Origin of the sequence: Ruegeria atlantica (assembly GCF_947495585.1) — a bacterium.
Classification (GTDB): domain Bacteria; phylum Pseudomonadota; class Alphaproteobacteria; order Rhodobacterales; family Rhodobacteraceae; genus Ruegeria; species Ruegeria atlantica_G.
Map to the genome: position 1 here is coordinate 72,546 of NZ_CANLZK010000010.1, position 25,357 is coordinate 97,902.

Below are 25,357 nucleotides of genomic sequence, written 5' to 3' on the forward strand. Positions count from 1 at the left end.
TGTCCTTGCGATGGCGGGGCACTTGTGAAGCCCACGTCCGACCGTGGCCGGACGTGGAGCTGAGGAATTAGCCCTGAACGTCCGAGCCGACGATCTTCTGCTCGCCCTTCAGGCCAATGGACATGCTTTCGAGGTAGGCGTTGGGTGTGCGGCCGTCATAGGCGATACCGTCAATGATATCCTCGGCAGGCGTTGGTGCCTTGTAACCGTCACTGTCCCAGGGAAAGTCAGCCTCATCCGCCAGACCTTCGTCGACCAGCAGGCGCGCGGCCTCCAGGTAGATTTCGGGCTTATAAACCGACTTGGCCACTTCGTCATACCAACTGTCCGGCTTCGCATCGGGGATTTGACCCCAACGACGCATCTGGGTCAGGTACCAAACAGCGTCCGAATAGAACGGATAGGTCGCATTGTAGCGAAAGAACACGTTGAAATCGGGAACCTCGCGCTTGTCGCCTTTCTCGTATTCAAACGTGCCGGTCATCGAGTTGGCGATGACGTCATAATCCGCGCCCACATATTCCGCTCGGCTTAGGATTTCGACCGCTTCGGGTCGGTTGGCGTTTTCATTTTCATCCAACCACTGTGCCGCGCGGATCAGTGCTTTGGTCACTGCCAGAGTGGTATTCGGATACTCATCGGCAAACTCGGCTGTGATGCCAAAGACCTTCTCGGGGTTGTTCTTCCACAGTTCGTAATCGGTAATTACTGGAACGCCGATGCCCTTGAACACCGCTTGCTGGTTCCACGGCTCACCTACGCAGTAGCCATAGATCGTTCCGGCCTCCAACGTGGCTGGCATTTGCGGCGGAGGTGTCACCGAGAGGAACACATCCGCACCGATTTGACCGGTCACGTTGTCTGGGCTGTAGAACCCCGGATGCAGCCCACCAGCGGCCAGCCAATAGCGCAGTTCGTAATTGTGGGTCGAGACTGGGAAGACCATGCCCATGTTAAAGGGCTTGCCTTCAGATTTGTATTTCTCAACGACCGGAGCAAGCGCCTCTGCGCTGATAGGGTGTTGGGGACGACCATCCTCCATCACCGGGATGTTCGGCTTCATCTCTTCCCAAATCTCGTTGGACACGGTGATGCCGTTGCCGTTCAGGTCCATTGAGAAGGGCGTTACGATGTGCGCTTCGGTTCCGTATCCGATGGTGGCGGCCAAAGGCTGTCCGGCCAGCATGTGTGCGCCGTCAAGCTGCCCGTCGATCACGCCATCCAATAGGACCTTCCAATTGGCTTGTGCTTCCAGCGTCACGAACAGGCCTTCGTCCAGAAAGTACCCATTCTCGTAAGCGACAGCCAGCGGCGCCATATCGGTCAGTTTGATAAAGCCAAAAGTCAGCTCGTCTTTTTCCAGTTCCAGCTCGGCCAGTGCCGGAGACACAAGCGCCGTCGTTGCGACGAGGCCTAAAAGAAGCTTTTTCATCTCGATCCCTTTCGGTTCAGCCCAACCTCTTGGGCAAACAAAAAAGCCGCCGACACAGTCCGCCGGGAGGAGGTGGCGGATGGTCGAGCGGCTTTGCTCTTGTAAGGTGCCCTGGATAGTGGGCGAATTCCGTCGGTGGGCGTCGTTGCCTTCCGATGTCCCGATTAAGACATCCTTGATCTGGGCCGTCATCCGGTTTTGAGCGTCAAAGTGTGATTTTTCTGCGATGCAGCGTGATTTGATGCTGCGCTGCAAAAATTTTGGGCACTCTTACCCTGTTGGCTCGAAAATGCGACGGTCAAAGAAGACGTTCGGCGCCAGAATCAAGCTTCCGTTTGTCGAGGCTACGGTGGTCGACTCAGGAAGCGCCCCTTCCAGCTTTTCTGACGCTCCGGGGGTTTCGACACCCAGCCCGAACAACTCGCACCGATAGAGATCGCTGCGAAAGACACGGGCGGCCTGACGTTCGGCTGTGCTGACATCGATCCCGTTCCGTTGCGCTAGCTGATGCGCGATCCACTTGGCCTGACTGCGCCATGGGAAGGTGGCAGCGCCATCAAAGAACTCGACAAACCCATCCACATGGCGTTGCTCGCCGCGCGCCGAGATTGTGAATTCGCCCATCAATGCACGGTCGATTAGTTCGGGTGAGACATTGAGGTAGGTTTTGCGCGATAGCATCTCGGACGCGGTTGTTCGGCTGTCCGTGTTTGAAAGCCAACGTCCCGCGCGCCAAACGGCCCGCATGAGGCTACCCAGCAAATGCGGCTCAGTTTCGGCCCAGTTGTTTCTAACCGCCAACACCTTTTCAGGTGCGCAGGTCCAGATTGCCTTACCGGGCAGCAGCAAGGCACCAACATTGTCATCCACGGCGAATGAGCCCCAAGGCTCGCCCACGCAGAAGGCATCGATCTCGCCACCTGCAAGCGCCTGCGCCATGAGAGGGGGCGGGACAGTGCGGATTTCGACCTGCTTCGAAGCCAGTTCGGTTCCCGCAACCCAATAGCGCAGCAGTTCAACATGCATCGAAAACGGAAAAGGCACTCCGAACACCAAAACCTCACCGGCAGCCTTTGCCAGTGCAGCCCCAGCCGCAACGGCATCAGTGAAATCGAAGTCATAGCCCTGATCGGTCAGGCGCCCTGCCAATTGGGTTCCAACGCCTATGACGTTGCCATTCAGGGATAGGACAGACACTGCGGACAGCGGCGTCGAGATACCGCCCAAACCCAAGGCCATCGCAACGGGTACAGGTGACAGCAGATGCGCTGCGTCCACATGCCCAAAAGCCAGCATATCGCGCAGAGATGACCATGACGGGGCCGGTCGCAGATCCAGAGACACGCCTTCGGCATGGTCAAATCCCATCTCGCGCGCGACAATCAACGGGGCCGCGTCGACCAAAGGCATATAGGCGACAGGCAAGGTCACGGTTCTCATGACAACAAACCCGAGGCCGTGACCAGGGCTTCGGCCACTTCTGCAACCCGGCGGTTCTGGTTCATCGCTGTTTTGCGCAGCAGGGCGTAGGCCTCGTCTTCAGACACACCCTTGGCTTTCATCAACAACCCTTTGGCGCGATCAATCACTTTGCGTTCTTCCAACGCACGGCGGGTCTCGGCCAGTTCGGTCCTCATCTGGCGTAGTACCTGAAACCGGGCGATGGCGGTATCGATCACAGGTTTGATGCGCTCGGCTTGCAGGCCATCGACTACATAGGCTGATACCCCTGCCTCAACGGCGGCTTTCGCCAATCCACCCGCAGCGCCCGAGACGAACATGGCCACCGGACGCTCCATCGGACCGGAGGCGACGGTCAACTCTTCCAGCATATCCCGCGATGGATTGTCTATGTCGATCAGAACGATGTCTGGGCTATGCATTGCAATTCTACGTGCCAGCCCGGAGACATTGCCGATTACAGAAACGTCTAAGTCTCCGAACTCTTTTAAGGCGTCCACAATTGCAAAAGCACGTTCTTGATTCTGCTCGACGACAACGACGGTAAGGTGTTGTTTCATAGGCACCCAAGTGAACCCTAGCTTCATCGATCGCAATTCCAAGGCCACTAAGCGTTTCATCGGGCTGCCCGATTGCCTATTTTATCGGCATATTTTTACATGCAGCGGAATGTCCGCACAGTTTTTCTACATGTTATCAAAGAAATCTGGCATTATCGCTGGCGCGGCGCATTTGATCAACTCTTTGGAGTTTCATTTGAGTCACTCTCTGGACCGGGGAGGTCGAAATGCACTTCCATCGATGATCCGATGTCGAAGGTCCGCTTTGACAGCCAGAACCACGTGATTCCGCAATCGCAGGGAATGACCGCTTCCCGCCCTTCGCGGCGGTATTTTCAATTGCAACAAGGTTCGGCCTGAGGTGGACTACAACGTTCACTTTCGAACCCACTATCATCGGCATAGCCGCTATTACGCTTATGCGGACGCCAGTCGTTCCATAGCACTTTTGAGGGGCATTGCCCGTACTTCCCCCTGCCCCGGCACATTTTTTTCGTCTGCATAGACAAGTATGCGTTCTGAGACGCCCAATTCTTCTGTTGCGATGTGAAACCCGCGCGTCACCTTGGCAGATGTCGTCCGTTTGATCTCTATGGCCCAGAGGGCGCCTCGGGGAAGCTTCAACATCAAATCCACCTCGGCCCCTGCTGAAGAGCGATAGAAGCTTGCTTCAGTTCCGCGTGGCGCTGCGGCGATCAGGTTCTCGATACAGAATCCTTCCCAACTGCCGCCGACAACCGGGTGCCCAAGCAGGTCTTCCTGTGTCTCGATCCCAAGAAGCGCATGGGCCAGCCCGGAATCGCGAATATAAACCTTGGGAGATTTGACCAGACGCTTTCCGGCATTGGAATGCCAGGGCGGCAAGCGACGAACCAGCATCAGGTCGACCAGCAAATCAAGATAGCGCGCAACACTCTGGCCCGATACACCAAGGTTTCCCGCAAGTTTTGCTGCGTTGAGCAACCCGCCTTGGTCATGGGCAAGCATCGTCCAAAACCGGCGCAGTGTTTCTGCTGGAATGCGCAATCCAAAAGCCGGAACATCGCGTTCCAAATAGGTGCGGATGAAATCCTCGCGCCATGTCAGGCTGGTCTTGCCGTTCTTCGCAAGGAAGCTATCCGGAAACCCACCCCGCAACCACAACGCGGATATCGAGTCCGCTCCGGTTTCCGACAAGATGAAAGGCGTCAACTCGTGATAGCTTACCCGGCCGGCCAGAGATTCTGCGCTTTGGTGCAGAAGCGTGTTCGAGGCCGACCCTAGCAGCAGGAATTGCCCAATCCGATGCCCTTGTCTTCGTCGCCGGTCAATTTGACCGCGTAATGCCTTAAACAGGCCAGGCATAAGCTGAACCTCATCGATCACCACCAGGCGTCCAACCTGCTCGTCGAGATAGAGGTCTGGCTCTTCGAGCACCTGGCGATCCGCAGCTCTCTCCATATCAAGATAGACAGCGTCACGACTTTCAGCGATGTCCTGCGCCAGTGTTGTCTTCCCAACTTGCCGCGGCCCAAGCAGGACGACGCCCGGCTGGTTCTCAAGTGAGTCTTCAACTGATTTTCTATCACCGCGCTTGATCATACCATGTATTTATTCCATTTAGAGGAAGATTTGCAAGGGTTAAGTATCCACGATACTTCCTTGCCGGTGATGCCGCAAAATATTGTGAAAACCAGAGTCAGCGTCATGCCGGACACTGTTACACTGCGATCTCAGAAAACACCCAAAAACCCGAGGTCGTAGCGCTTGTGAAATGCTGTTTCCAGATCATATTGGCGACATTAATGCCATCCAGTGCGTCCGAAGCGGATCTGAACGACTTGAATCCACACATGCGCCGGGCACGCCGCTTTAGGAACCGATGATGTTGTTCGATCATGCTATTTTGGAACTTCGACCCGACGGCCTGCAATTTAGCCAGGCAACAAAAACGCACAAAAATTTTGTCCACTTCTCGAATATGGTCCGCTGGAGACCTTCCCGATGGATTGCATTCGTCGCCAGTTCGACACCAACGTGATTGGCCTGATTGAAACCACTAGGGCCGTGCTTTCCCACCTGTGCCAGCAGGGCTCGGGCACCATCGCCAACATTTCGTCCATCGGGGGCAGATGACGTTCCCGCTGGGCGCGCTCTATCATGGCACCAAATTCGGCGTCGAAGGCATTTCAGAGGCGATACACTACGAACTGGAGGCGGCAGGTTTTAAGACCAAGATTGTCGAGCCGGGCATGATCAGCACCGATTTCAGCGGCCGTTCCTTCGATGTGGTCAATGACGAGAACATGCCGGAATACCAACCTGTGGTTCAGGCCCTCTTCGGAGCCTGAAGCGGTCAGCAGACCGGCTCGGAACCCATTGTCGTGGCCGAGGTGATCTGGGTCGCTGTAACCGACGTTACCGAAACGCTGCGGTATCGTGCTAGCGCTGATGCGGTCGATTAACGGCTCGTCGGCGTTTTTGACCGGGCCTTACGAAGGAACTTCAACATGTTCACAATCGGCACGTCCAAACCCGTTATGGTAATCGGCGCAACCGGTTTTGTTGCAGGCTGGATCGTCAAAGACCTGCTGGAGGCGGGCGCCATAGTCCATGCCCGGGTCCGCAATCCCGACAACACCGACAAGGTCGAACACCTGCTGGACATCGCCCGCGCGGCACCGGCCCAGCTCAGGCTATTCAAGGCTGACTTGTTGACATTAGCCTCTTACGCCGAGGCGATGGAGGGATGCGGCGTGACGTTCCACACGGCTTCGCCTTTCACCATATATGTCAAAGACCCGCAGAATGAGCTGATTGACCCGGCAGTAAATGGCACCCGCAACGTGTTGGGGCAGGCAAACAAGACTGAAAGCGTCTGGAACGTCTCGTCCTCGATCGACCACAATGCCTACAGCTATTCCAAGACGCTGGCCGAAAAAAAAGCCTAGGCAATCGCCAATAATCAGGACCGATGGAAACCGGCGGTTGTAAATCTCAGCTTGGTGATCGAACTTGCGCTTCAGGACAAGCTGACCTCGGAAAGCTTCATTCTTGTGCGACAGATGGGCGACGGTACAGTGAAAGCAGGCGCACCCCGTCTTGGGTTTGGTGTCATCGACGTAGGTGATCTGGCAGCAGGCTTTCTTCCGGAAGCGAACGGGCGTCACATCGTCTCGGCCCACGAAAGCGATGTGTTTTCTATGTCCCAGGAATTGACCGAGAATTTTGGCGGCTATCCATTTCCGAATTTTGCGTTTCCCAAGTGGTTGGTCTGGCTCGTCGGCCCACTCGCAAATTTGTATCCCGGAACGTCAATGTCCTGTTCAGGGCAGACAATTCCAAGGACAAGCGCGAACGCGGCATGAGCTATCGCCCGTTGCGGAGTTCGATGGAGGACATATTTCAGTAGATGATCGACGCCGGGCAATTCAAGAAAGCCCGAGTATAGTACCGGCGCGCCAACTGACGGTGGCGCGCCTCTCCGAACTTTCGCAACCCCTGATTCTGTTGATAGATAGACAGCGGATGCGTACCCGCTAAAGACTCCCCAAAGTAGTCGTTCGCGATGTTCGGCTTGAATGGCAACTTTGGGCCCTATGGGCCAGTTCGAACAAATTAGCTGGACGAGGGCTTGGTCCGTCCTACCGTGACAATATCCGGGCCAGAACTTTCATGCGGTAGCATAGGTATCGTTCTAAATATGTCGAAAGAGTCGAATGAAGACACTGACCGACATCCCAAGAAAATACAGAAACCCTGGGCTTGGACCGTAGAAAGTTGGACTGCAGAGCACAGATCGAAGTACCTTGCCGCGTTTTCAGACGGCAAAGCTCCGCCGTATTAGGCCTGCTGCGTACAACCAATTAACTAACATCGCCAGGTTAAGCTACCTTAGGTTGTATTGAGGCGAGTCGCATATCGACCCGCCATCCATTCACCAGATCAAAAAGCGAGGCTCACATGGTTACTACATTGGCTGCGGGTGATATTGCGTTTACTGGGTTCAATTCCGACAACCCCGACGAGTTCACATTTGTTGCTTTGACCGACATCGAGGCAGGAACCGAGATCAAATTCACTGATAACGGTTGGTTTGCAGCCGGCGGATTCCGCAGCAGTGAGGGTATATTCGTCTGGACGGCACCTGCGAACATCGCTACGGGTACAGTGATAAACCCCGCATTTACCGGGCCAAACTTTTCGGCCAGCGGCGATCAGATCCACGCGTATCAGGGTGATGACGACACGCCCAGTTTTGTCGCATCGGTTCATTTCAATGAAGACGGATATGAGGCTGACGCAACATCGTCGAATACGTCTGCACTGCCCTCGGGGCTGACAGTCGGCACCAGCGCAATCGCCCTTACCGAAACCGATAACGGTGTTTATTCCGGCCCGCTTACCGGTACCAAAGCTGAATTGCAGGCCGCCATTAACGATCCCGCCAACTGGACGACCGACAATTCCAGAATTGAAGATGTTGAGCCTGCAGGCTTTAAGGTCACGGATGCCGCGCCTTCACCATCGGTCATCATAAATGATCTGGACCTGGCGGCCGATGAAGGGGGCATGGCGGATAGTTATGAAGTCACGTTGTCTGTCGCGCCCGAGCAACCCGTCACGATCACCATAGCCGCAGGAGCTGATCTTGACGTTGCACCAACCGAATTGGTTTTTGGCGCGACCAATTTTGATCAGCCACAACAGGTCATAGTCACCGCCGTTGACGACGATCTGCCCGAAGCAGCCGAGGTCGCGGACATTCAGCACACGGTAACCTCGGGCGATCCCGCCTTTGACGGTATTCTGGCCCCTGTTGTCGAGGTATCCATCTCGGCCAGCGACATCGAAATAGTGTCAATCTATGAAATCCAGGGCTCAGGCCATGTGTCTGAATTTGTTCTGGCAGATGGACAAACGGTTGCCGAATTCTTCGAGGACTTGCCTGCCGGCCCATCAAACGTTCTGGGCGATATGGTTTCAACCAGTGGCATCGTCACTGCGGTAGATTCCAACGGATTCTATCTTCAGGATCCGGAAGGCGACGGAAACGATGCGACCTCGGACGCGATTTTCGTGTTCACCGGATCAAGCCCTATAGTGTCAGTAGGTGACGCCATTTCCGTGGGCGGAACCGTTGCCGAATTCTTTCCTGGCGGCACTGGCAGTGGCAACCTGCCGACCACCCAACTGACCAATGTTTTTGACCTCGAGGTGCAGTCATCGGGCAATGCGCTGCCCGAAGCGGTTCTGATTGGCAATGATCCGGGTGAGCGAGCGGTGCCCAACCAAAGCATCGACGATGATGCGTTTGCCTCATTCGATCCAACCCAGGATGGCATCGACTTCTTCGAAAGCCTGGAAGGGATGCGCGTGACTGCAACGGATTTGCAAGCCGTCAGCGGAACCAGCCGGTTCGGTGAAATCTTTGCGGTTGCCGATCAGGGCAGTGGCGCAACCGGTCTTTCTGAGCGTGGCACGCTCAATATCTCACCAGATGACTTCAACCCGGAAAAAATCCAGATCGACGAAGACAGCGGCATTTTCGACTTTGATTTTCCGACCGTGAATGTCGGTGATCACCTTGGCGACGTCACGGGTGTGGTGGGCTATAGTTTCGGAAACTACGAAATCCTGCCGACCGAGGATTTTACACCGAATATCCAGTCAGCAGGGTTGGAACAGGAAGCGACCACCCTCGCCAGTTCAAGCAACGAGCTGACGATTGCCACATACAATGTTCTTAACCTCGACCCCAATGATGGCGACGGCGACCAAGATGTGGCCGACGGTCGGTTTTCCGCCATTGCCGAGCAGATCACCAATAACCTCAACAGCCCGGACATCATTGGTCTGCAAGAGGTGCAGGACAATTCGGGCTCGGACGATGACGGAACCGTTTCGGCGTCGGAAACCCTGGCGGAACTGGCCGCGGCTATCCTGGCGGCGGGTGGTCCGGCTTATGAGGTGATCGACAACCCCTTTATCGGGGACGGAACATCCGGGGGTCAGCCCGGCGGCAACATCCGAACCGCCTTTCTCTACAATCCTGATCGTGTCTCGTTAGTGGAAGGATCCGTGCAGACCATCAGTGGGCAAGGTGAAGGCGAGGCCTTTGAGGGCGCACGTTTGCCGTTGGTCGCAGATTTTGTTTTCAACGGTGAAACCATCACGGTGGTCAACAATCACTTTTCATCCAAAGGTGGTTCAGCGCCTATTTTGGGAACCGAACAGGACTTTGCCGCTCGCCAAGAAGACGTTGATGTGAACGGCAGTCTGGATGAGCGTCAGGCCCAGAGCCAGGCTGTTCAGGATTTCGTCAACGGACTGGGTGATGGCGCCAATGCAGTTGTGTTGGGCGACTTCAACGAATTTGAATTTGTCTCACCCGTAGCTGACCTTGAGGCCAATACCGACCTCGTCAACCTGACAAACGATATCCCGGAAGACGAACGCTATAGCTTTGAGTTTCAGGGCAACAGCCAGTCGTTGGATCATATTCTGGTGTCCGAGGATCTGCATTCCGGCGCACAGGTTGACATCGTTCACGTCAATTCAGAGTTCGCCGCAACCAGCGGGCGCGCCTCGGATCACGATCCCATGGTGGCAAGCCTGTTCATTCCAGAAACCCAGAGTTTGGCGGTTGGGTTCGAGGCCGGTCGCTGGTTCAAAACCAAAGCCTTTGAGAGCATCGATGGCGAAGTCGTGGATGTCGACAAGCTCGGTTCGGTTCGGAACAGCCTGACGTTTTCGGATGTGGGTATCAAGGTAGATGCGGTCGATCCGACCGATTTTGAACTGGTCGCGATCAAGCATGGGGCGATTGGCGTGTTCTCATTCGACGACTCGTTGTTTAGCCGCGATGCTGCATCGGTTGACGGTGACGAAAGCCTCAGAATTGCGTTGGAGGACACGGACCTAGAAGCGGTGGAATTCATCTTCAGCTTTGGCGACAGTCACGGCAGCGGTGAAGTCGAGGTTGCCTTCTATGATGACGGTGTTCTTGTCGGCACCATGGTGGCGGATGCCGACGACGGTGATTTCTCGGGCTCACTCGGGCGCACAACCTTTGATGCGGTAGAGCTGTCAGCGATCGACGACACTATGTTTACAGTCGACGAATTCTCGTTCGAGGTGATCGACCAAAACCTGATTGCGTAAGACAATGCCACACGGGGTCACCCCAGTACCACCGTGTGGCATACTGTAAGAAAATTTTTTCGCATCACGAACACTCCAGACCTTGAATAGAGTGTTTTGGCCAGCATGATCTAGTGAATGCTATGCGTAAAAAAGCACGTTGCACCTCAATCGAACAAGTTTGATCCGGTCTAACGTCCCAAAAGGTATCCATCCGCAACTTTGTTATGGCTGCCAGCCACTCATGCCTCGCACGGCTTTGACCGAAATGGGCTCAGAGCCGTACATCGCCGCGATCTGCACCGACGGCGGGTACCTTAGTTGGAGAACATCTGTTCCATCAAAAAGTGTTCAGTTGCAACGACGCGCGAAGCGTCAGTTTGAGCCGCCGGTGATTTCCGCATGCTGCGCTTGCCTGCAATGGGGGCCGCGAACGCAGAATCCTAACGCGGGTCGAAGGTCCTGAAAGGACCGGCCCATCATGCTGAGTCTAACCGCTGAACCAAAGCGGTGTGTCGCTTTCTGCCCACGGCGAGTGCTTGTCCATTACATGCGCGAAGGCTTCGCTTGCCAGGAAAAGATCCAGCCACGCAATCAAATTCGGCCATTCTTGCGTATCGAACCACTCCTTGTCTATGTGGGCGAACTGGCGGACAAAGGGCAATAGTGCGAAATCGGCAAGGGTTGGGCGATTTCCAAAAAGCCAAGTTCGCCCGGTCAGCCGTGCGTCAAGTTTAACCAAATATCTCTCAGCTTTCCTGCGCTCGGCCACATGGTTAACTTCTGGATATCGCGAGGCATACTTTGTGTGATCCAATGCTCTTTTGAATGGACCATCATTTTCGGCGATCAGGTTCCACCCTTCCGGAGGCATGTCCAGAAGACGCTGTGGATCATTTTGATTAAGAGCCCAAATCATGATATTCAGGCTTTCGTCTAAAACCCTATCCGGAAGGCGAAGCGCTGGAACCGTACCGGATGCAGATGATTTCAAGAAAGCTTGCGGCTTGTCCCTTAGCCGGATCTCACGCAATTCGACTTTAATACCTGAACTCGCCAATGCGAGGCGAGCCCTGATTGCATATGGGCAGCGGCGGAACGTCCATAAGATAGGATGATGAGCCATATGGGGATCTATCTGCAATCTGCCAGTACGGTCAAACCTTTCCTTGGCCGTCAAGTTGGAGCTTCTGCTTCTATGCCGCTAGGCCTGGTCAAGAAAGCCGCCGAATCGCTGACATTTGCCACCGCGGAGGTCGGTTCAGGGGCAAATCAGGTCTTGCCACCGTTAGGGAGTTTTCCGGTGCGCACCAGATACGCGTCTGCTAGGCCTGAAGCTAGTGCACCATCAATCTTGCTTTCAGCATCATCGCGGATTGCTCAGGTTAGATACCTGCAAAGGCAACCGCGGCTCTGAAAAACCGGGATCCGGTTTGCCCAACAACTGAGCTTGGAGACCGGGGGTGTGTTCCAGCGCTTTAACAAAGCAGCCGGCATCGAGGCTCAGTTGTCTATTCTCATCCAAGGAAATGCGGTTGCTAGCCAGAGCGAGCAAGGGCGCTCCCTTCTGCATCAATCTGTATGCTTGGCTCATGATGCGGTGCATTGGCTGTCGGGTGCTGTTGGTGAGGAATCTCAATTGCCGGCTGTTGGAACGCGACCGGGTAAGTGCCTCCACTGCTCTTGGGATTGCTTGGGCTCCCTGGTAGAGAACTCCGGAGACATCAAGCAGAACGGTTTGGATCATTGCCAAATTATGCCCGAGCCTTAGTTAGGCGCCAACTTCGGCACATGGCGCGCCTCTCGAAACCGGCGACACTCGAAACAGTTTTCCGTCTACAAAGATGTAGCAATAGTCGGTTCTGCTGTTCAGTTAAAACTCTTCTTTTCGTCTGGGAGATCCGCCTTCGTCTCTCAGATAACGCGTGAGCGCGCGCGCTGCGGTGGATATCAGAAATAAGGAATGATGTACCGGGTACGAATCGTTGCTTTAGGTAAGCTGTAGTGCAGAAGGTTAGGGGAGGTCTGGGCGGCTGCTTTGGTCACAATTTGTCGAATGCTTCGCTGAGTCCAAATGGCAGAATTGCGTAATAAGCCAACGCACGGCAGCAAATGTAATCGCGCGAATTCTTGCATGAATCGGGAGGCACCATTGGATGCCTCCCGACTATTACATTTCTACTGTGACATCCCGCCTTCGGTCGAGATTTGTTCTTCCACGTGAGTTTGATTGGTTATGTCCGATCCGCGCGGAGGATAGTCCTTGAACGTAGACAGGTGGTTCTGAACGATCTTAGCTGCAGGACCGAAGGCCCACATCTTGTTGCCCATCCACCGGGTATACATCCCTGATTCCTCGGCCGCCTTTTCATAAGGATCACGCCGCAGATTGAATAGAAGCGGAGCATTCAGTTCCTCTTTGGGGCCAGCCCACCCTTCGGTTTGAATTGTGAAATGCGCTTTCCAGTCACCGTGACGTACGGCCTGCAGGTCCGGCCCCTCGTAGTAGACGATTTCTTCGCGGCTGCTGTCGCTTGCGCCGGTCAAGAACGACAACTGATTGTAACCATCAAGATGCACCTGATAGCCTTCGTGACCCTCTAACAAAGCATCCGGCAAGTCATCCGGCCCACCTGCAGCCGCGACCAGGGTTGGCATCCAGTCGAGCCCGGCAAAGATGCCATTACTCACGGTTCCTGCGGGAACTTTCCCGGGCCAGCGAATAATGGCGGGTACGCGGAAACCGCCTTCCCAGGTCGTGCCCTTTTCACCGTGGAACGGCGTTGTTCCCCCGTCGGGCCAAGTCATTGTTTCGGGGCCGTTGTCGGACGTGAATACAACAATCGTATTGTCGGAAACGCCCAGTTCTTCTAGCCGGGCCATGACTTTTCCTACGTTGTCGTCAAGTTCCTTCATCACCACATCTTGCAACCCACGCCCATCGCCGAGCATGGCTTCGTATTCAGGGCTCAGATGTGTCCAGACATGCGCCCGCGCCGGTGCCATCCAGACAAAGAACGGAGTGTCGCTTTCTACTGCGCGGTTGATGAAACCCAGCGTATGGGCCGTCACTTCGTCGTCCAGCGTCTTTTGCCGCTCAGGCGGCGCGGGGCCATCGTCGATGATGCGTTGCTTGCCGACCAGACCCCAGCGCGGGTCTACCGTTTCATCAACCGTATCTGTCGCATAGGCGTGGATGATATTCCGAGGACCAAAAGTGTCGTTGAATTTCTGATCTTTGGGCCAGTCCGGGTCGGACGTGTATTCCATCGCGTTCAAGTGATAGAGCCAACCCCAGTATTCATCAAAGCCTTTCACCGTTGGCAGAAACTTGTTCATATCGCCCAAATGGTTCTTGCCGAATTGACCGGTCGTGTAGCCCAAGGATTTCAGCATGTTGGCCAAGGTGGGATCATCATCACTCAGACCCTTTTCGGGGTCTCCGGGTAGGCCGACAGTATGCATCCCGGTACGAACCGGCAACTGCCCGGTGATAAAGGCAGAACGCCCCGCCGTGCAGCTTGGCTGAGCATAGTAATCCGTCAGGCGCATGCCATCCGCGGCCAGTTGATCGAGATTGGGGGTTTTGATGCTTTTAACCCCCTGATGATAGCTGCCAAGACTGGCCCACCCCACATCGTCGGCCATGATGACAAGGATATTGGGTTGGTCGGTTTCGGCCAAGACAGGCGTAGCACAGACCGAAGCTGTGGCCACCGTGGCTGAAACCGCAATGGATCGAAGGTTGAACATTTTGACCTCTGCGGAAGTAGAAGGCGATACCGATGATGGGATATCGGAAGGTTCATCAGGGATAACGGTCGAAACTTTAATGCCGCAACAGAGCTTTACTAGGATTTCACATTATGAAAGTTAAAAACCGATAACTGAGATGATATTGACCGCACGATGAATGAAAACGCATTAACTGCCTTTCTTACTTTGGCTGAAACTGGCAGCTTCCAACACGCGGCCCGCGTGATGGGTGTCTCCAACGCGTCGTTTTCCCGCTATATCGGGCAAGCCGAGGACCATGCAGGGTTCGTGCTGTTTCATCGAAGGCGCAACAGCAGTACGCTGACGCGGGCGGGGCAGGAGTTTTTGCCTATCGCTAAGGCTCTGCGGCATGACCTGGATCGCTATGCGACGCGTGTCGCCAGTTTGCGTGACGCCGGACCTGGCACTTTTCTGATCGGTTGCGGGCCTCTGACCACAAGATCTCTGATCGTGCCCGTCCTGCGATCTGTGCGGCAGGTAATGCCCGACCTGCGATTCAGAATACTGGTGAGCGCCTACGCGCGTCCGCTCGACTTGTTGCAGGCCGGGCAGTTCGATGTGTTTCTGGGCGATCTGACCTACACACCGGATGCCGACAAAGTCGAAATCATGGTGATGGAAAAACGGCAAATTCAGTTTGTTGCGCACCCCGATCATGAAATTCACCAACGCGGCCCACAAACAATGGCAGGTGTTTTCGACTTTCCCTTTGCATCACCGCATCTTCATAAACACTGGAGAGCGACCCTGATAAAGTCACTTGGCGGCGACACCGAGGCGGTCAAAAAAGTCAATGCCCAGCCGAATGTTGAATGCGACGACTACAACTTTCTGACCGGATTATTGGCAGAGCCAGACTATATCGTAGGAGGGATGCCAGACACTTTTTCAGAACTGATCAGCACAAAGAAAGTCAAACCTGTTTCGATGAAGCAGAGCCTTTCATGGAACATCTGCGCGGCGCGCAAGTCCCAAAACACGTCGACTGCTCTTGAATTGTGTTGGGGCGAGCTTGCCAAATATCGGACGTGAGCGGTGGTGTGAGGCAAAAAAAATTCCGACTGAGACGTATCATAACTCAAATTAGGTCGTTCCCGTGAGTACAGTCAACTTGCGGAAGTTACGCTTTTCTACAAGAGCGGCTTTTGATGCAAATTTCCAATTGCGGCAAAGTCCACGAACTGTGAGTTCGACTGAAAGCGGATTTTGCGCTCGCAGCGAATGGCAAGTTTGACGGGCTGCATAGCAGCATCTGGACGTCGGTTCAAATTCCGGAATGGGCTGTTTCTTGTACGGGCTATGTGTTGAAGGCACGATAAAAAATTTCGAGCCCCTAAAACTGAGGGGCGTTATGCAGTGCGGGATTTTCGGCCACAGTTAGATCCATTCGTAGATACGCTAGTCTCTTTTGCAAGACCATTCTGTGTTAAACTAGTTCCGAGTATATTCTAGCAAGAGTTTTGCCGTTGCTACCGAATTCACTCCGCCTAGTAATCATTGTCATGTTCACCGTCGCCTCATCGGGTTCACTTGCGACCCGCGCAGATGCGCGGTCCGCGGATTTTCCCGCATGGCTGCAAAAGCACATTGCCACAAGTGATGGGCAAATTGCACCGGTCGTTCTGAAGAGGGCGCGCGCACTCTATCGAAGTAAGATAAGTCAGGGCGTAGTCAGAAACGCCTGCCACTTTGCGAAAGACGCAATACGTCCAAGCACGGCCTCCAGCGGGACCCTAGGGCGCAGATTTTACATCATATGTGAGATATTGAAGTCATTCCGCGCTGTTTCATCTGGCTACGGCAATGGTCGAAGACTACAATACGGAGACTTCTCGAATGTCCGCCAATGCGCGAAGAACTTCAGCAACGCGGAAGGTTCGAAATTGACTGCCGGTGGATCCTATGTGACAGCCGAAACTCGGACGTCATTCAAAGGCTATTTTAACCAATCAGAAAAAACGACACCTTTCTATCGCACCTTTCTTCTGTTCGATGGCGAAGGTGAAACAAGCAATGCTTGAGAGCGTGTCATCGGCGGCCACCCAGCTGTATTTCTTGAGTGGCAATGTCGCTTCAAAAATTCGCAAAGTCCACACGCGTATAAAGAAGGATATACTTCATACGGGAAGCTGGTGAATTAAACTGGCGGTCGCAGCAACGGCTGCACGACTTGGTTGCCATCCGAAGTAGTTCAGTCCACTAAGCTAAATGCGAGATGTTCTGGAAGCTACTGAACCAGTCTGGTCAAAATACACTACATTTTGGTTTGTGAAATTTTCCGCCAATAGAAAAAGTAATACGCTAACAAGAAACAACACCGTGACAGCTTCGATAGCAGTAAGAATGCTAACCTTTTTTCACATCGATCCTCCGAAAGGCGTGGATAAGCAGCAACCAACTGCATCTCTGTGTTTTCTTGGCGTTAATAAAGCGGGAAGATGCACCATAATATACTAATTAATAATCGAAAAAATTAAACATTAGGCTAATCCTAATGTTTAGTGAGGAAGTCAGTTATTAGGAGGAACGCGCTGCCCGTATATACCTGAGTGAAATTTCGCGATGCTCGGGGAGGCGCAATTGTCTGACAAGGAAAATATCGCGATCGACGTGCGGGATGCAGTAAAACGCTACGGCGATTTTACGGCGCTCAAGACGATCTCGCTGTCGATCATGGACAATGAGTTCTTTACACTCCTTGGCCCGTCTGGGTGCGGCAAGACAACTCTGCTGCGGATGATCGCCGGTTTCGAGGCCGTCACCGAGGGTGCAATCTACCTCTACGGTGATGAGATCGAGAACCTGCCGCCCAACAAGCGCCCCGTGAATACGGTTTTCCAGAACTATGCGCTGTTTCCGCATATGACCATTCTGGACAACGTGGCGTTCGGGTTGGAAATGCGGGGTAAGTCGAAATCCGAGGCTCGAAAGAAATCGGGTGAGATGCTGGAGCTGGTGCAGCTTTCCCAATTCTCGGCACGTAAGCCCAGCCAGTTGTCGGGTGGTCAGCAGCAGCGTGTCGCGCTTGCCCGGGCCCTGGCACCGCAGCCCAAGGTTCTGTTACTGGACGAACCACTATCCGCGCTGGACCTAAAGCTGCGCAAGGCGATGCAATTGGAGCTAAAGCACCTGCAGCGCGAAACCGGGATCACCTTTATCTTTGTCACCCACGATCAGGAAGAGGCCCTGACCATGTCTGACAGGATCGCGGTCATGTCGGCAGGCGAGTTGCAGCAGCTGGGTGCACCAACCGATATCTATGAGCGTCCGCACAACATGTTCGTGGCGGATTTTATCGGCGAAACGAACCTTTTGGAGGTCTCTGTCGATGGTATTGATAACGGCCGCGCAACCTGCCATCTGGGCGGTGGGCATGAGTTGACTTGCAACGCCGTCGAAGGGGTTGGCGTTGGGTCCAAGGTCCACATGTCGATCCGCCCCGAACGTCTGTATATGTCCGCCGAGCCGGTTGAGACCGAAGGCCTGCACGGGCGCGTGAAAGACAATATCTTTGTCGGCACCGACATCACCACAATAGTGCATCTGGACGAGGGTCCTGATTTTGTCGTGCGCACTTCGAATTCAGATCGCGGCAACAAGCGTATTTTCGAGCCGGGTGCCGAAATGTTCGTCAACATGGAGCTGGGGGCCGCGCGCCTCCTGGTGGACTGATGGCGGCGGGTGCAGCAAGCGGCGGCAGCGCAACGACAGACACCTACAAAGAGGCCCGTACGTGGCTGTTGTTGCCTGCATGGGTGACACTGTCCATTTTGGTGCTCGCTCCGGTGCTCATGATGCTGATCTACTCTTTCCTGACGAAAGAGTTCCGCGGGGGAGTGATCTGGGAATTCTCTCTGGCTGCCTACGATCAATTCTTCTTTGATCGCGGCTTGTTCGGGGATGAGCCCCCCAAAATTGAGTGGACCTATATCACTATTTTTTGGCGCTCGATCTGGCAGGCGGCGGCGGCAACGCTGCTGAGCCTCGCGATCGGGTTTCCAACCGCCTATTTCATTGCGACCCGGTCCGAGAACATGCGTCCGGTCTGGGTATTCCTGATCACCATCCCGTATTGGGTGAACCTGCTGATCCGGACCGTGTCGATGAAATTCCTGCTGCGGGATCAGGGGCCGCTCAATGATTTTCTGATGAATACCGGCCTGATCGACAGCCCCCTGCACATTGTGAATACGAACTTCGCGGTCCAGCTGGGCCTGTTCTATTCGTACCTGCCTTTCATGGTGTTGCCGATTTATGCGGCGGTCGAACGCTACAACTTTGCCCTGTCAGAGGCAGCGGCAGACCTTTACGCGTCGAAATGGACGACGCTGCGGCGGATCTTGCTTCCTGCGGTCAAACCTGGCGTGTTTGCGGGCTGTATTCTGGTCTTTGTCCCCTCGATGGGATCGTTCCTTGCACCTGACCTGCTGGGTGGCGCCAAGAACTTCATGATCGGTTCGCTGATCGAAGAACAGTTCAAGGGCAATGCTGGCAACTGGCCGTTCGGAGCGGCGGCATCGATGGTCTTGCTGACAATGGTGCTGATCATTCTGATGTTCTCGGCCCGGCAACAAGCCAAAGCCGACAGGGCGGGGGGCTGACCAATGGTAAGCAAGCAATTCGACATCAAGTCATATCCCGGGTTCAAAGGTATTACACTGCTGTGTCTGGTCATCCTTTATGCGCCGCTGGTCGTGGTCACGATCTACAGCTTCAATGCTTCACAATCGCTGACCAACTGGGAAGGAGTATCGCTGCGCTGGTATGCAGATGTGTTTACCGGCCCAGAAAGCAGCAAGTTCAAGACGGCAGCGAAGAACAGCTTTATAATCGCCATCATCGCGGCAACTACGGCGACGACCATCGCGACCCTGGCGGCGACGGGGATGGTGCGCGGGGGTAAGTTCCGTTTTCGCACTGTGTCTTTCGGGTTAATCAGCCTGCCGCTGATGGTGCCGGAAATCGTGCTGGCGGTTGCGACCCTGATCTTCTTCAATTCGATCGGTTTCGAACGCGGGCTTCTGACGATCCTGCTGGCCCATATCGCGTTCTGCATTCCCTTTGCCTACCTGCCGATCTCGGCCCGCATGCAGGGGATCGAAGACAGCTATGAACAGGCGGCACTGGATCTCTATGCCACGAAACGGCAGGCATTCACCAAGATACTTTTGCCGTTAATGATGCCCGGCATCATCTCGGGCTTCCTGCTGGCGTTCATCGTCAGCCTGGATGATTTCATCATCACCAATTTCGTGAAGGGTGCGGGCGTCGAAACGCTTCCTACCGCGATCTTTGGCTCGGTCAAGCAGGGGATCAAACCGAATATCATGGCGATTTCGACCATGTTGCTGAGTGTGTCCATCGTCATGGTCACGATCAGCTATTTCGTCAGCAAGTCTGACAACACAAAATAACCAACAGATGGAGAGTCACATGAAACATATGATGAAAAGCGGCGTCGCTGCTCTTGCCTTGGCCATTGGCGCAAATGCCGCAGCAGCCGAGGGCGAACTGGTTCTGTACCACTGGTTCGAATACATCCCGCAAGAGCTGCTGGACAAGTTCACCGAAGAAACCGGCATCACTGTCACTATGGACACATACGACTCGAACGAGTCCATGTTGGCTTCGCTCAAGGCTGGTGGCATCGGCACTTATGACGTTTCTGTGCCTGGTGATTACATGGTCTCGATCATGGCGGGTGAAGGCATGCTGGACACGATCGCCGATGGTGAGCTGAAGAACAAAGGCAACATCGCCCCCGATTGGGCCGATCCCAGCTTTGACCCCGGCCGTCAATCTTCGATTCCGTATCAGTGGGGCTCGACAAGCTTTGCAGTTAACCGCGATGCTTATGACGGTGACATTCAGACCACCGACATCTTGTTCAACCCGCCGGCTGAATTGCAGGGTCGCATCAACATGCTGGACAGTCAGGGCGAAGTGATGGCCATGGCCGCGTTGCACATGGGCATTCCGCAGTGCTCCACAGATCGTGAACAGCTGAAGGCGCTGAACGCCATGCTGCAAGAAGCCAAACAGCATTGGGCCTCGTTCAACTCAGACACCGCGAAAGAGGTACTGGTTTCGGGCGATGCGGCTGTAGGTCAGATCTATGACGGTTTCTCTGCCAAGGCGCGCGAAGAAGGTGCCAACGTGGAATACGCCTATCCGACACAAGGTTACATTGCGTGGATGGATAACGTGGTTCTGCTGAAAGATGCGCCCAACCGCGGCAACGCGCTGATCTTCATGGATTTCCTGCTGGAACCTGAGAACATCGCTGCCGTGACCAACTTCGCGCAATACAACGCGGGCGTGAACGGGGTGGAAAGCTTTCTGGACCCAGCACTGGCAGCGCAGCCTGAAAAGAATCCACATGCCAATGCCGGACCGGGTGTCTTTATCGAAGTTTGCGATGAGGAAACTCAGGCGGTGTACGACCAAATCTGGACCAATCTGAAGAAGTAATTCAGGTCACATACTTATCTTGAATGCCCCTGGTTTCCGCCGGGGGCATTTTGGTTTGTGGCAAACCCTTTGTTGTTCACCGCCTGATATCTTCGAGGATGTGATCCATCATTGCGTCGCAAGCGTTCAGTTGACTGATCTCCAGGTACTCATCCGGTTTGTGGCCCTGACGTTCCATTGATCCGGGCCCGCAAACTACAGTCGGCACGCCCAGTTCGCTAAAGAACCCGGCCTCTGTACCGAAGGCCACCTTTGTTGTGACGTTGCTTTGCGCCAATTTCTGCGCATAGGCAATGACGCCTTCGGTCAGGGCGACCTCCAGTCCGGGATATGCGTTATACTGTTCAACCTCGATACGCGCCTCGGGACACAGGTCCTGATACTGTGCACCGACGCTGATGGCCGCCTCCTGAATTTGTGACAAGATGTCTTTGCCGTGATCCGAGGCGAGATGACGGTATTCAAATGTCAGTTCAGCGCGATCCGGCATGATATTCAGCGACTTGCCGCCAGACATCATGCCCACATGGAACGTGGTGTAGGGCACCGAATAGGCCGGGTCGCTGTTGCCGCTTTTGGCATAGGTTTCTTGCAACGCGCGCAGTTCACCTACAAAATCAGTTGCCAGGTGCAGCGCGTTGACGAATTTCGGGGCCAGCGCTGAATGCCCGCTTTGGCCGTGGCAGACGGCACGTAGCGCGGCTTTTCCTTTGTGGCCTACGGCCACCTGCATCTCGGTCGGTTCACCCACAAAACAGGCGCGTGGCTGGCCCAGCATAGGGGCGAGCCGGTCCAGCATGTGCTGGATGCCAACACAGCCGACCTCTTCATCATAAGAAAGCGCGATCTTGAGAGGTTCGCGCAGATCAGCCCCGGCGGCTCGATCCGCCAGCGCCATGACAGAAGCCACGTACCCCTTCATATCCGTGGTGCCACGCCCATAGACGCGATTGCCTTCACGGGTCAGGCGGAATGGGTCCTTGGTCCAACTTTGGCCTTCGACCGGGACAACATCAGTATGCGCGGATAGTAGTACGCCATCACCCGCAGGTCCTTTCTCGGCGTAAAGCCCGGTCTTGTCGCCACCAGGGTCGGTGATGCGATGAACGGTGAATCCGCGCGCCTCCAAAAACTCTTCGACATAAGCGGCAAGCTCAAGGTTCGAGTTTTTGCTGACCGTATCGAAGCCAACAAGCCTGTCGAGAATATCCAGGGTAGAGGTCATAGGATTGAACCTGTTTTTGGTTTGACAGCCGCTTTGGTCTTGGCTGTGAGAGGGTCATTCTCTCCAAGCCTATACGACGGGCAAAATACTTAAATCTGGGAATGGCGAAGCAGAGGTTAGGAGATCTCTAAGTCCCGCAATCACCCTTCGTCCTGAGCAAAAAGACCAGGAAGCGATCCTGAATCTACGGCATGAGCACAATGATCAATGAATGCTCTTGATGTGTTTGTTTCATTCTCGGCCCGCGCGCGCAGCAAGCCAAGACGCATTGGGCGCATTTCCCCGGCCAAGGGCACAAAGATCAGCTTTTTGCCATCCGGCGACAAAACGTTGAGGGGGCGGATATTGGCAATCGAAAAACCGAACCCGTTCGCCACCAAAGATCGCATGACCGACATATCTGCGGTGCGCTCCGCGATATTCGGTTTGATATTGGCTTCGCGGAAAAAGGACAGAAAATACTCACCACTGAATGGCAGGTCCAGCAAGACCATTGGGCTGTCCTGCAGGTCGGGGATCGTCAGCTCGCTGCGATTTGCCAGCGGATGACCTTCGCTCAGAACGACATAAGGTGGCAGTTCATGGAGTGGCCGGAATTCGAGATCGGCGGGAATGTCCAGATCGTAAGTCAGGGCGATGTCCAGTTCAGCCCGGCGCAACTGGCTGAAAATAACGGCCTGATTCAGTTCACGCTGTTCGATACGTACATCGGGATAGGTGTCCTCAAAGTCGCGTCGCAACCCCGGCAGAACGATCTGAGCAAATGTTACCAGACACCCCACGGACAGGATGCCCTGTACCTTTCCGGTGATTTCCCCGGCCAGTGTGGCCAGCAACTCGGCCTCGCGCAGAACGAACTCGGTACGTTCCATGATTTTGTGCCCGGCCTTGGTCAGCGACAGACCACGCGCGTGTTCGCGCACAAAAAGGGCGACGCCGAATTCCACTTCCAACTGGGTGATCGCCGCCGAGATCGACGGCGACGAGACGTTCAGCTTGTCGCTGGCGGCTGCGATGCTGCCTGCCTTTCCGACGGCCACAAAATACTCAAGCTGTCGCAGCGTGTATCTGAAAGGCAAAGGCGCATCTCCGCGGTCTTGCGGATCAAGCCTTATACTTGATCCAAGTCGTTTTCAAAGCAGTATACTTTTCAAGCGAGTGCAATGACAAATCGCGCCCAAAGCCTGACTGCTTCATGCCTCCAAACGGCGTCATTGCAGACAGCGCGTCTACCGTATTCACCGAAACGGTCCCTGCCATCAGTTTGTCTGACACCCGGCAAGCGCGGGACAGGTTATCGGTCCAGACTGACGCTGCCAGCCCATAGACCGAGTCATTAGCCATCGTCACGGCCTGGTCTTCGGTGTCGAAGGGAATGACCGACAGGACGGGGCCGAAGATCTCATCGCGCGCCAGCGGGTTGTCATGGTCTACGTCGTCGAAGATGGTCGGTTGGACAAAGCAGCCCTTGCCATCCAATGTGATCCGTTCGCCCCCAGTCACAAGGTTGGCGGTTTTCTTGCCTTCCTCGACAAAGCGCATGATGCCCTGCGTCTGCTTTTCATCAACGATGGCGCCCATTTTTGACGCCGGGTCCAGCGGGTCGCCGGGTTGCGTCGCCTGCGCACGAGCGATCAGCTTTTCGACAAACGCATCCTTGACCGACCGTTCGACGTATAGTCGCGAATTGGCCGAGCATACTTCGCCCTGATTGAAGAAGATGCCAAAGGCGGCCATGTCAGCGGCCGAGTCCAGATCCTCGCAATCGGCAAAGATCAGATTGGGGCTTTTGCCACCGGTTTCCGGCCAGACCTGTTTCAGGTTCGACAGGCCCGAATACTGCATGAACATCTTGCCGATTGCGGTCGACCCGGTGAAAGCAAGGCAGTCAACATCCATATGCAGACCCAGCGCTTTGCCTGCAGTCACGCCAAAGCCAGGCACGACGTTGAAGACACCATCCGGAATGCCAGCCTCAGCCGCCAGTTCCGCCAGTCTCAGCGCTGACAGGGGCGATTGTTCGGCGGGTTTCAATACCACCGAGTTGCCGGCCGCAAGCGCCGCGGCGGCTTTCCATGTGGCCATGTCCAACGGGAAGTTCCACGGCGTCACCGCTCCGACCACGCCCAGAGGCACACGTTTGACCAGAGCCAAATCGCCAGGCCCGGTTGGGGCGACTTCGTCATAGACCTTGTCGATAGTCTCGGCATACCACTGGAAGAAATGCGCCGAACCGGGGGCATCGATAGTGGCAGCATCCGTCACTAATTTGCCCATGTCGAGACTGTCCAGTAGCGCCATCTCTTCCAGATTGTCGCGGATCAGGTCGACCAGTTTCAACATCACCGCCTTGCGGTCACCGGGGGCCATGCGCGACCAGCGGCCATCCTCGAATGCGGCGCGGCCTGCGGCGACGGCACGGTTGATGTCTTCCTCATCGCATTCGGCAACCTGAGTCAGCACTGCGCCTGTGGCGGGATTTATGCTATCAAAGGTCTTGCCCGATGTGGCATCGACAAACTTGCCGTCAATGAAAGCCTGCCCACGAAATGACAGACCGGCGGCGCGACTTTTCCAATCTTCGTGCGTATAATCCAACATGATGTCTCTCTCGCTGATTATTCGTCGCCGGGTACGCCATAAGAAGGCGCTTCTCTCGGGTCGAGCGCGCGCTGAATATAGGCGTCCAGCTGCGGTTTATAGATGTCCCAGGCGGTTGCGATGGCCTCAATCGGGCAACCCTCGGTCCAGTCGCATCGTAGATCGGCTACCGGCCAGCTGACCTTGTCGACGATCTTCATGCCTGCTGAATGTACCGGACCGGCCTCGCCCCCCGCGTCCAGACCGGCGCGCATGGCTGCGATCAGGCGGTCTCCGATATGACCCGAGGCCGACAGAAACCCGTCGACGATGGCCTGCGGGACGCCGTCGTTGTCCAGAAGATTGCCACCCGAGGCGACGTTTTCGGCCTGCGCTTGTGTCCAGATGCCAAGGCTGTTGGGACCGGAATGGATCGCCGTGCGTCCAGCGGTGTCCACGGCCAGAACCTGACGGTACTCAATGAATTTCATGCGGGCCGTCATCTCGGCGATGGCCTCAGGCGCGGTTTTACCTTGTTCCATCAGATCCAGCGTCAGCGGGCCAAGGCTGGGGTCGGTTACGTTCTGCGATGCGACAGCACCGACACTGGCGCGGGCAAACGAACAGCGGGCGGCCACGGCGGGTGAAGACGACGAAATCGCCAACCCGAACATGCCGGTATCGGCACAACGGGCGACCAGTGAAAAAGTCATATAGACCTCCTTAACG

General features: G+C 55.1%; 21 protein-coding genes and 1 pseudogene. 10 read left to right on the forward strand and 12 right to left on the reverse strand.

Annotated elements, in window-relative coordinates; all coding sequences use genetic code 11:
* Positions 1–67: 67 nt before the first annotated feature.
* From QMP16_RS16550 to QMP16_RS16570, 5 genes are all read right to left on the reverse strand, one after another.
* Positions 68–1,432: a CmpA/NrtA family ABC transporter substrate-binding protein gene (locus QMP16_RS16550; protein WP_282153258.1), complete on the reverse strand. Its 1,365-nt coding sequence runs from the start codon at positions 1,430–1,432 to the stop codon at positions 68–70.
* A 270-nt stretch (positions 1,433–1,702) separates the two neighbouring features.
* The gene (locus QMP16_RS16555) at positions 1,703–2,872 is read right to left on the reverse strand and encodes an ABC transporter substrate-binding protein (protein ID WP_282153259.1); all 1,170 of its coding nucleotides are present in this window, start codon (positions 2,870–2,872) and stop codon (positions 1,703–1,705) included.
* On the reverse strand, positions 2,869–3,453 hold the full coding sequence (locus tag QMP16_RS16560) for an ANTAR domain-containing response regulator (protein WP_282153260.1): 585 nt from the start codon (positions 3,451–3,453) through the stop codon (positions 2,869–2,871). The genes QMP16_RS16555 and QMP16_RS16560 overlap by 4 nt, the downstream gene beginning before the upstream one ends.
* 417 nt (positions 3,454–3,870) lie before the next feature.
* Positions 3,871–5,034: an ATP-binding protein gene (locus tag QMP16_RS16565; RefSeq protein WP_282153261.1), complete on the reverse strand. Its 1,164-nt coding sequence runs from the start codon at positions 5,032–5,034 to the stop codon at positions 3,871–3,873.
* A gap of 118 nt (positions 5,035–5,152) precedes the next feature.
* Positions 5,153–5,404: a DDE-type integrase/transposase/recombinase gene (locus QMP16_RS16570; protein ID WP_348774608.1), complete on the reverse strand. Its 252-nt coding sequence runs from the start codon at positions 5,402–5,404 to the stop codon at positions 5,153–5,155.
* 32 nt (positions 5,405–5,436) lie between these two features.
* Between QMP16_RS16570 and QMP16_RS16575 the strand changes: the two are divergent.
* From QMP16_RS16575 to QMP16_RS16590, 4 genes and pseudogenes are all read left to right on the forward strand, one after another.
* A pseudogene (locus QMP16_RS16575) lies at positions 5,437–5,783 on the forward strand (SDR family oxidoreductase).
* Positions 5,784–5,942: 159 nt separating this feature from the next.
* Positions 5,943–6,383, forward strand: coding sequence for an NAD-dependent epimerase/dehydratase family protein (locus tag QMP16_RS16580; protein WP_282153263.1), 441 nt, complete (start codon positions 5,943–5,945; stop codon positions 6,381–6,383).
* 54 nt (positions 6,384–6,437) lie between these two features.
* On the forward strand, positions 6,438–6,800 hold the full coding sequence (locus tag QMP16_RS16585; RefSeq protein ID WP_282153264.1) for a hypothetical protein: 363 nt from the start codon (positions 6,438–6,440) through the stop codon (positions 6,798–6,800).
* 595 nt (positions 6,801–7,395) lie between these two features.
* Positions 7,396–10,596, forward strand: coding sequence for an endonuclease/exonuclease/phosphatase family protein (locus QMP16_RS16590; RefSeq protein ID WP_282153265.1), 3,201 nt, complete (start codon positions 7,396–7,398; stop codon positions 10,594–10,596).
* A 469-nt stretch (positions 10,597–11,065) separates the two neighbouring features.
* Here the strand turns inward: QMP16_RS16590 and QMP16_RS16595 are convergent, their stop codons facing one another.
* The 3 genes from QMP16_RS16595 to QMP16_RS16605 all read right to left on the reverse strand — a co-directional run bounded on the left by QMP16_RS16595 (position 11,066) and on the right by QMP16_RS16605 (position 14,328).
* The gene (locus QMP16_RS16595; protein ID WP_282153266.1) at positions 11,066–11,701 is read right to left on the reverse strand and encodes a glutathione S-transferase; all 636 of its coding nucleotides are present in this window, start codon (positions 11,699–11,701) and stop codon (positions 11,066–11,068) included.
* A gap of 240 nt (positions 11,702–11,941) precedes the next feature.
* On the reverse strand, positions 11,942–12,322 hold the full coding sequence (locus QMP16_RS16600; protein WP_282153267.1) for a hypothetical protein: 381 nt from the start codon (positions 12,320–12,322) through the stop codon (positions 11,942–11,944).
* Positions 12,323–12,753: 431 nt separating this feature from the next.
* Positions 12,754–14,328 (reverse strand): arylsulfatase, encoded by a 1,575-nt coding sequence (locus tag QMP16_RS16605; protein WP_282153268.1) that lies wholly within the window; start codon positions 14,326–14,328, stop codon positions 12,754–12,756.
* A 156-nt stretch (positions 14,329–14,484) separates the two neighbouring features.
* Here QMP16_RS16605 and QMP16_RS16610 point away from each other — a divergent pair, with 156 nt between their 5' ends.
* From QMP16_RS16610 to QMP16_RS16635, 6 genes are all read left to right on the forward strand, one after another.
* Complete coding sequence (locus QMP16_RS16610; RefSeq protein WP_282153269.1) at positions 14,485–15,384, forward strand: LysR family transcriptional regulator; 900 nt, start codon at positions 14,485–14,487, stop codon at positions 15,382–15,384.
* A 470-nt stretch (positions 15,385–15,854) separates the two neighbouring features.
* On the forward strand, positions 15,855–16,373 hold the full coding sequence (locus QMP16_RS16615; protein WP_282153270.1) for a hypothetical protein: 519 nt from the start codon (positions 15,855–15,857) through the stop codon (positions 16,371–16,373).
* 541 nt (positions 16,374–16,914) lie between these two features.
* The gene (locus tag QMP16_RS16620) at positions 16,915–18,024 is read left to right on the forward strand and encodes an ABC transporter ATP-binding protein (RefSeq protein WP_282153271.1); all 1,110 of its coding nucleotides are present in this window, start codon (positions 16,915–16,917) and stop codon (positions 18,022–18,024) included.
* Positions 18,024–18,953, forward strand: coding sequence for an ABC transporter permease (locus tag QMP16_RS16625; RefSeq protein WP_282153272.1), 930 nt, complete (start codon positions 18,024–18,026; stop codon positions 18,951–18,953). Before QMP16_RS16620 ends, QMP16_RS16625 begins: the two co-directional genes overlap by 1 nt.
* 3 nt (positions 18,954–18,956) lie before the next feature.
* The gene (locus tag QMP16_RS16630; protein WP_282153273.1) at positions 18,957–19,766 is read left to right on the forward strand and encodes an ABC transporter permease; all 810 of its coding nucleotides are present in this window, start codon (positions 18,957–18,959) and stop codon (positions 19,764–19,766) included.
* A gap of 19 nt (positions 19,767–19,785) precedes the next feature.
* Positions 19,786–20,823, forward strand: a complete 1,038-nt coding sequence (locus QMP16_RS16635; RefSeq protein WP_282153274.1) for an extracellular solute-binding protein — start codon at positions 19,786–19,788, stop codon at positions 20,821–20,823.
* 76 nt (positions 20,824–20,899) lie between these two features.
* Here QMP16_RS16635 and argE read toward each other — a convergent pair whose 3' ends face one another.
* The 4 genes from argE to QMP16_RS16655 form a co-directional block, all read right to left on the reverse strand.
* Entirely contained in the window at positions 20,900–22,048 is a 1,149-nt protein-coding gene (gene argE, locus QMP16_RS16640) for an acetylornithine deacetylase (protein WP_282153275.1), read from the reverse strand.
* A 140-nt stretch (positions 22,049–22,188) separates the two neighbouring features.
* On the reverse strand, positions 22,189–23,127 hold the full coding sequence (locus tag QMP16_RS16645; protein ID WP_108862429.1) for a LysR substrate-binding domain-containing protein: 939 nt from the start codon (positions 23,125–23,127) through the stop codon (positions 22,189–22,191).
* 25 nt (positions 23,128–23,152) lie between these two features.
* The gene (locus QMP16_RS16650) at positions 23,153–24,649 is read right to left on the reverse strand and encodes an aldehyde dehydrogenase (RefSeq protein WP_282153276.1); all 1,497 of its coding nucleotides are present in this window, start codon (positions 24,647–24,649) and stop codon (positions 23,153–23,155) included.
* Positions 24,650–24,666: 17 nt separating this feature from the next.
* Entirely contained in the window at positions 24,667–25,341 is a 675-nt protein-coding gene (locus QMP16_RS16655) for a DUF1028 domain-containing protein (RefSeq protein WP_282153277.1), read from the reverse strand.
* Between the last annotated feature and the right edge of the window lie 16 nt (positions 25,342–25,357).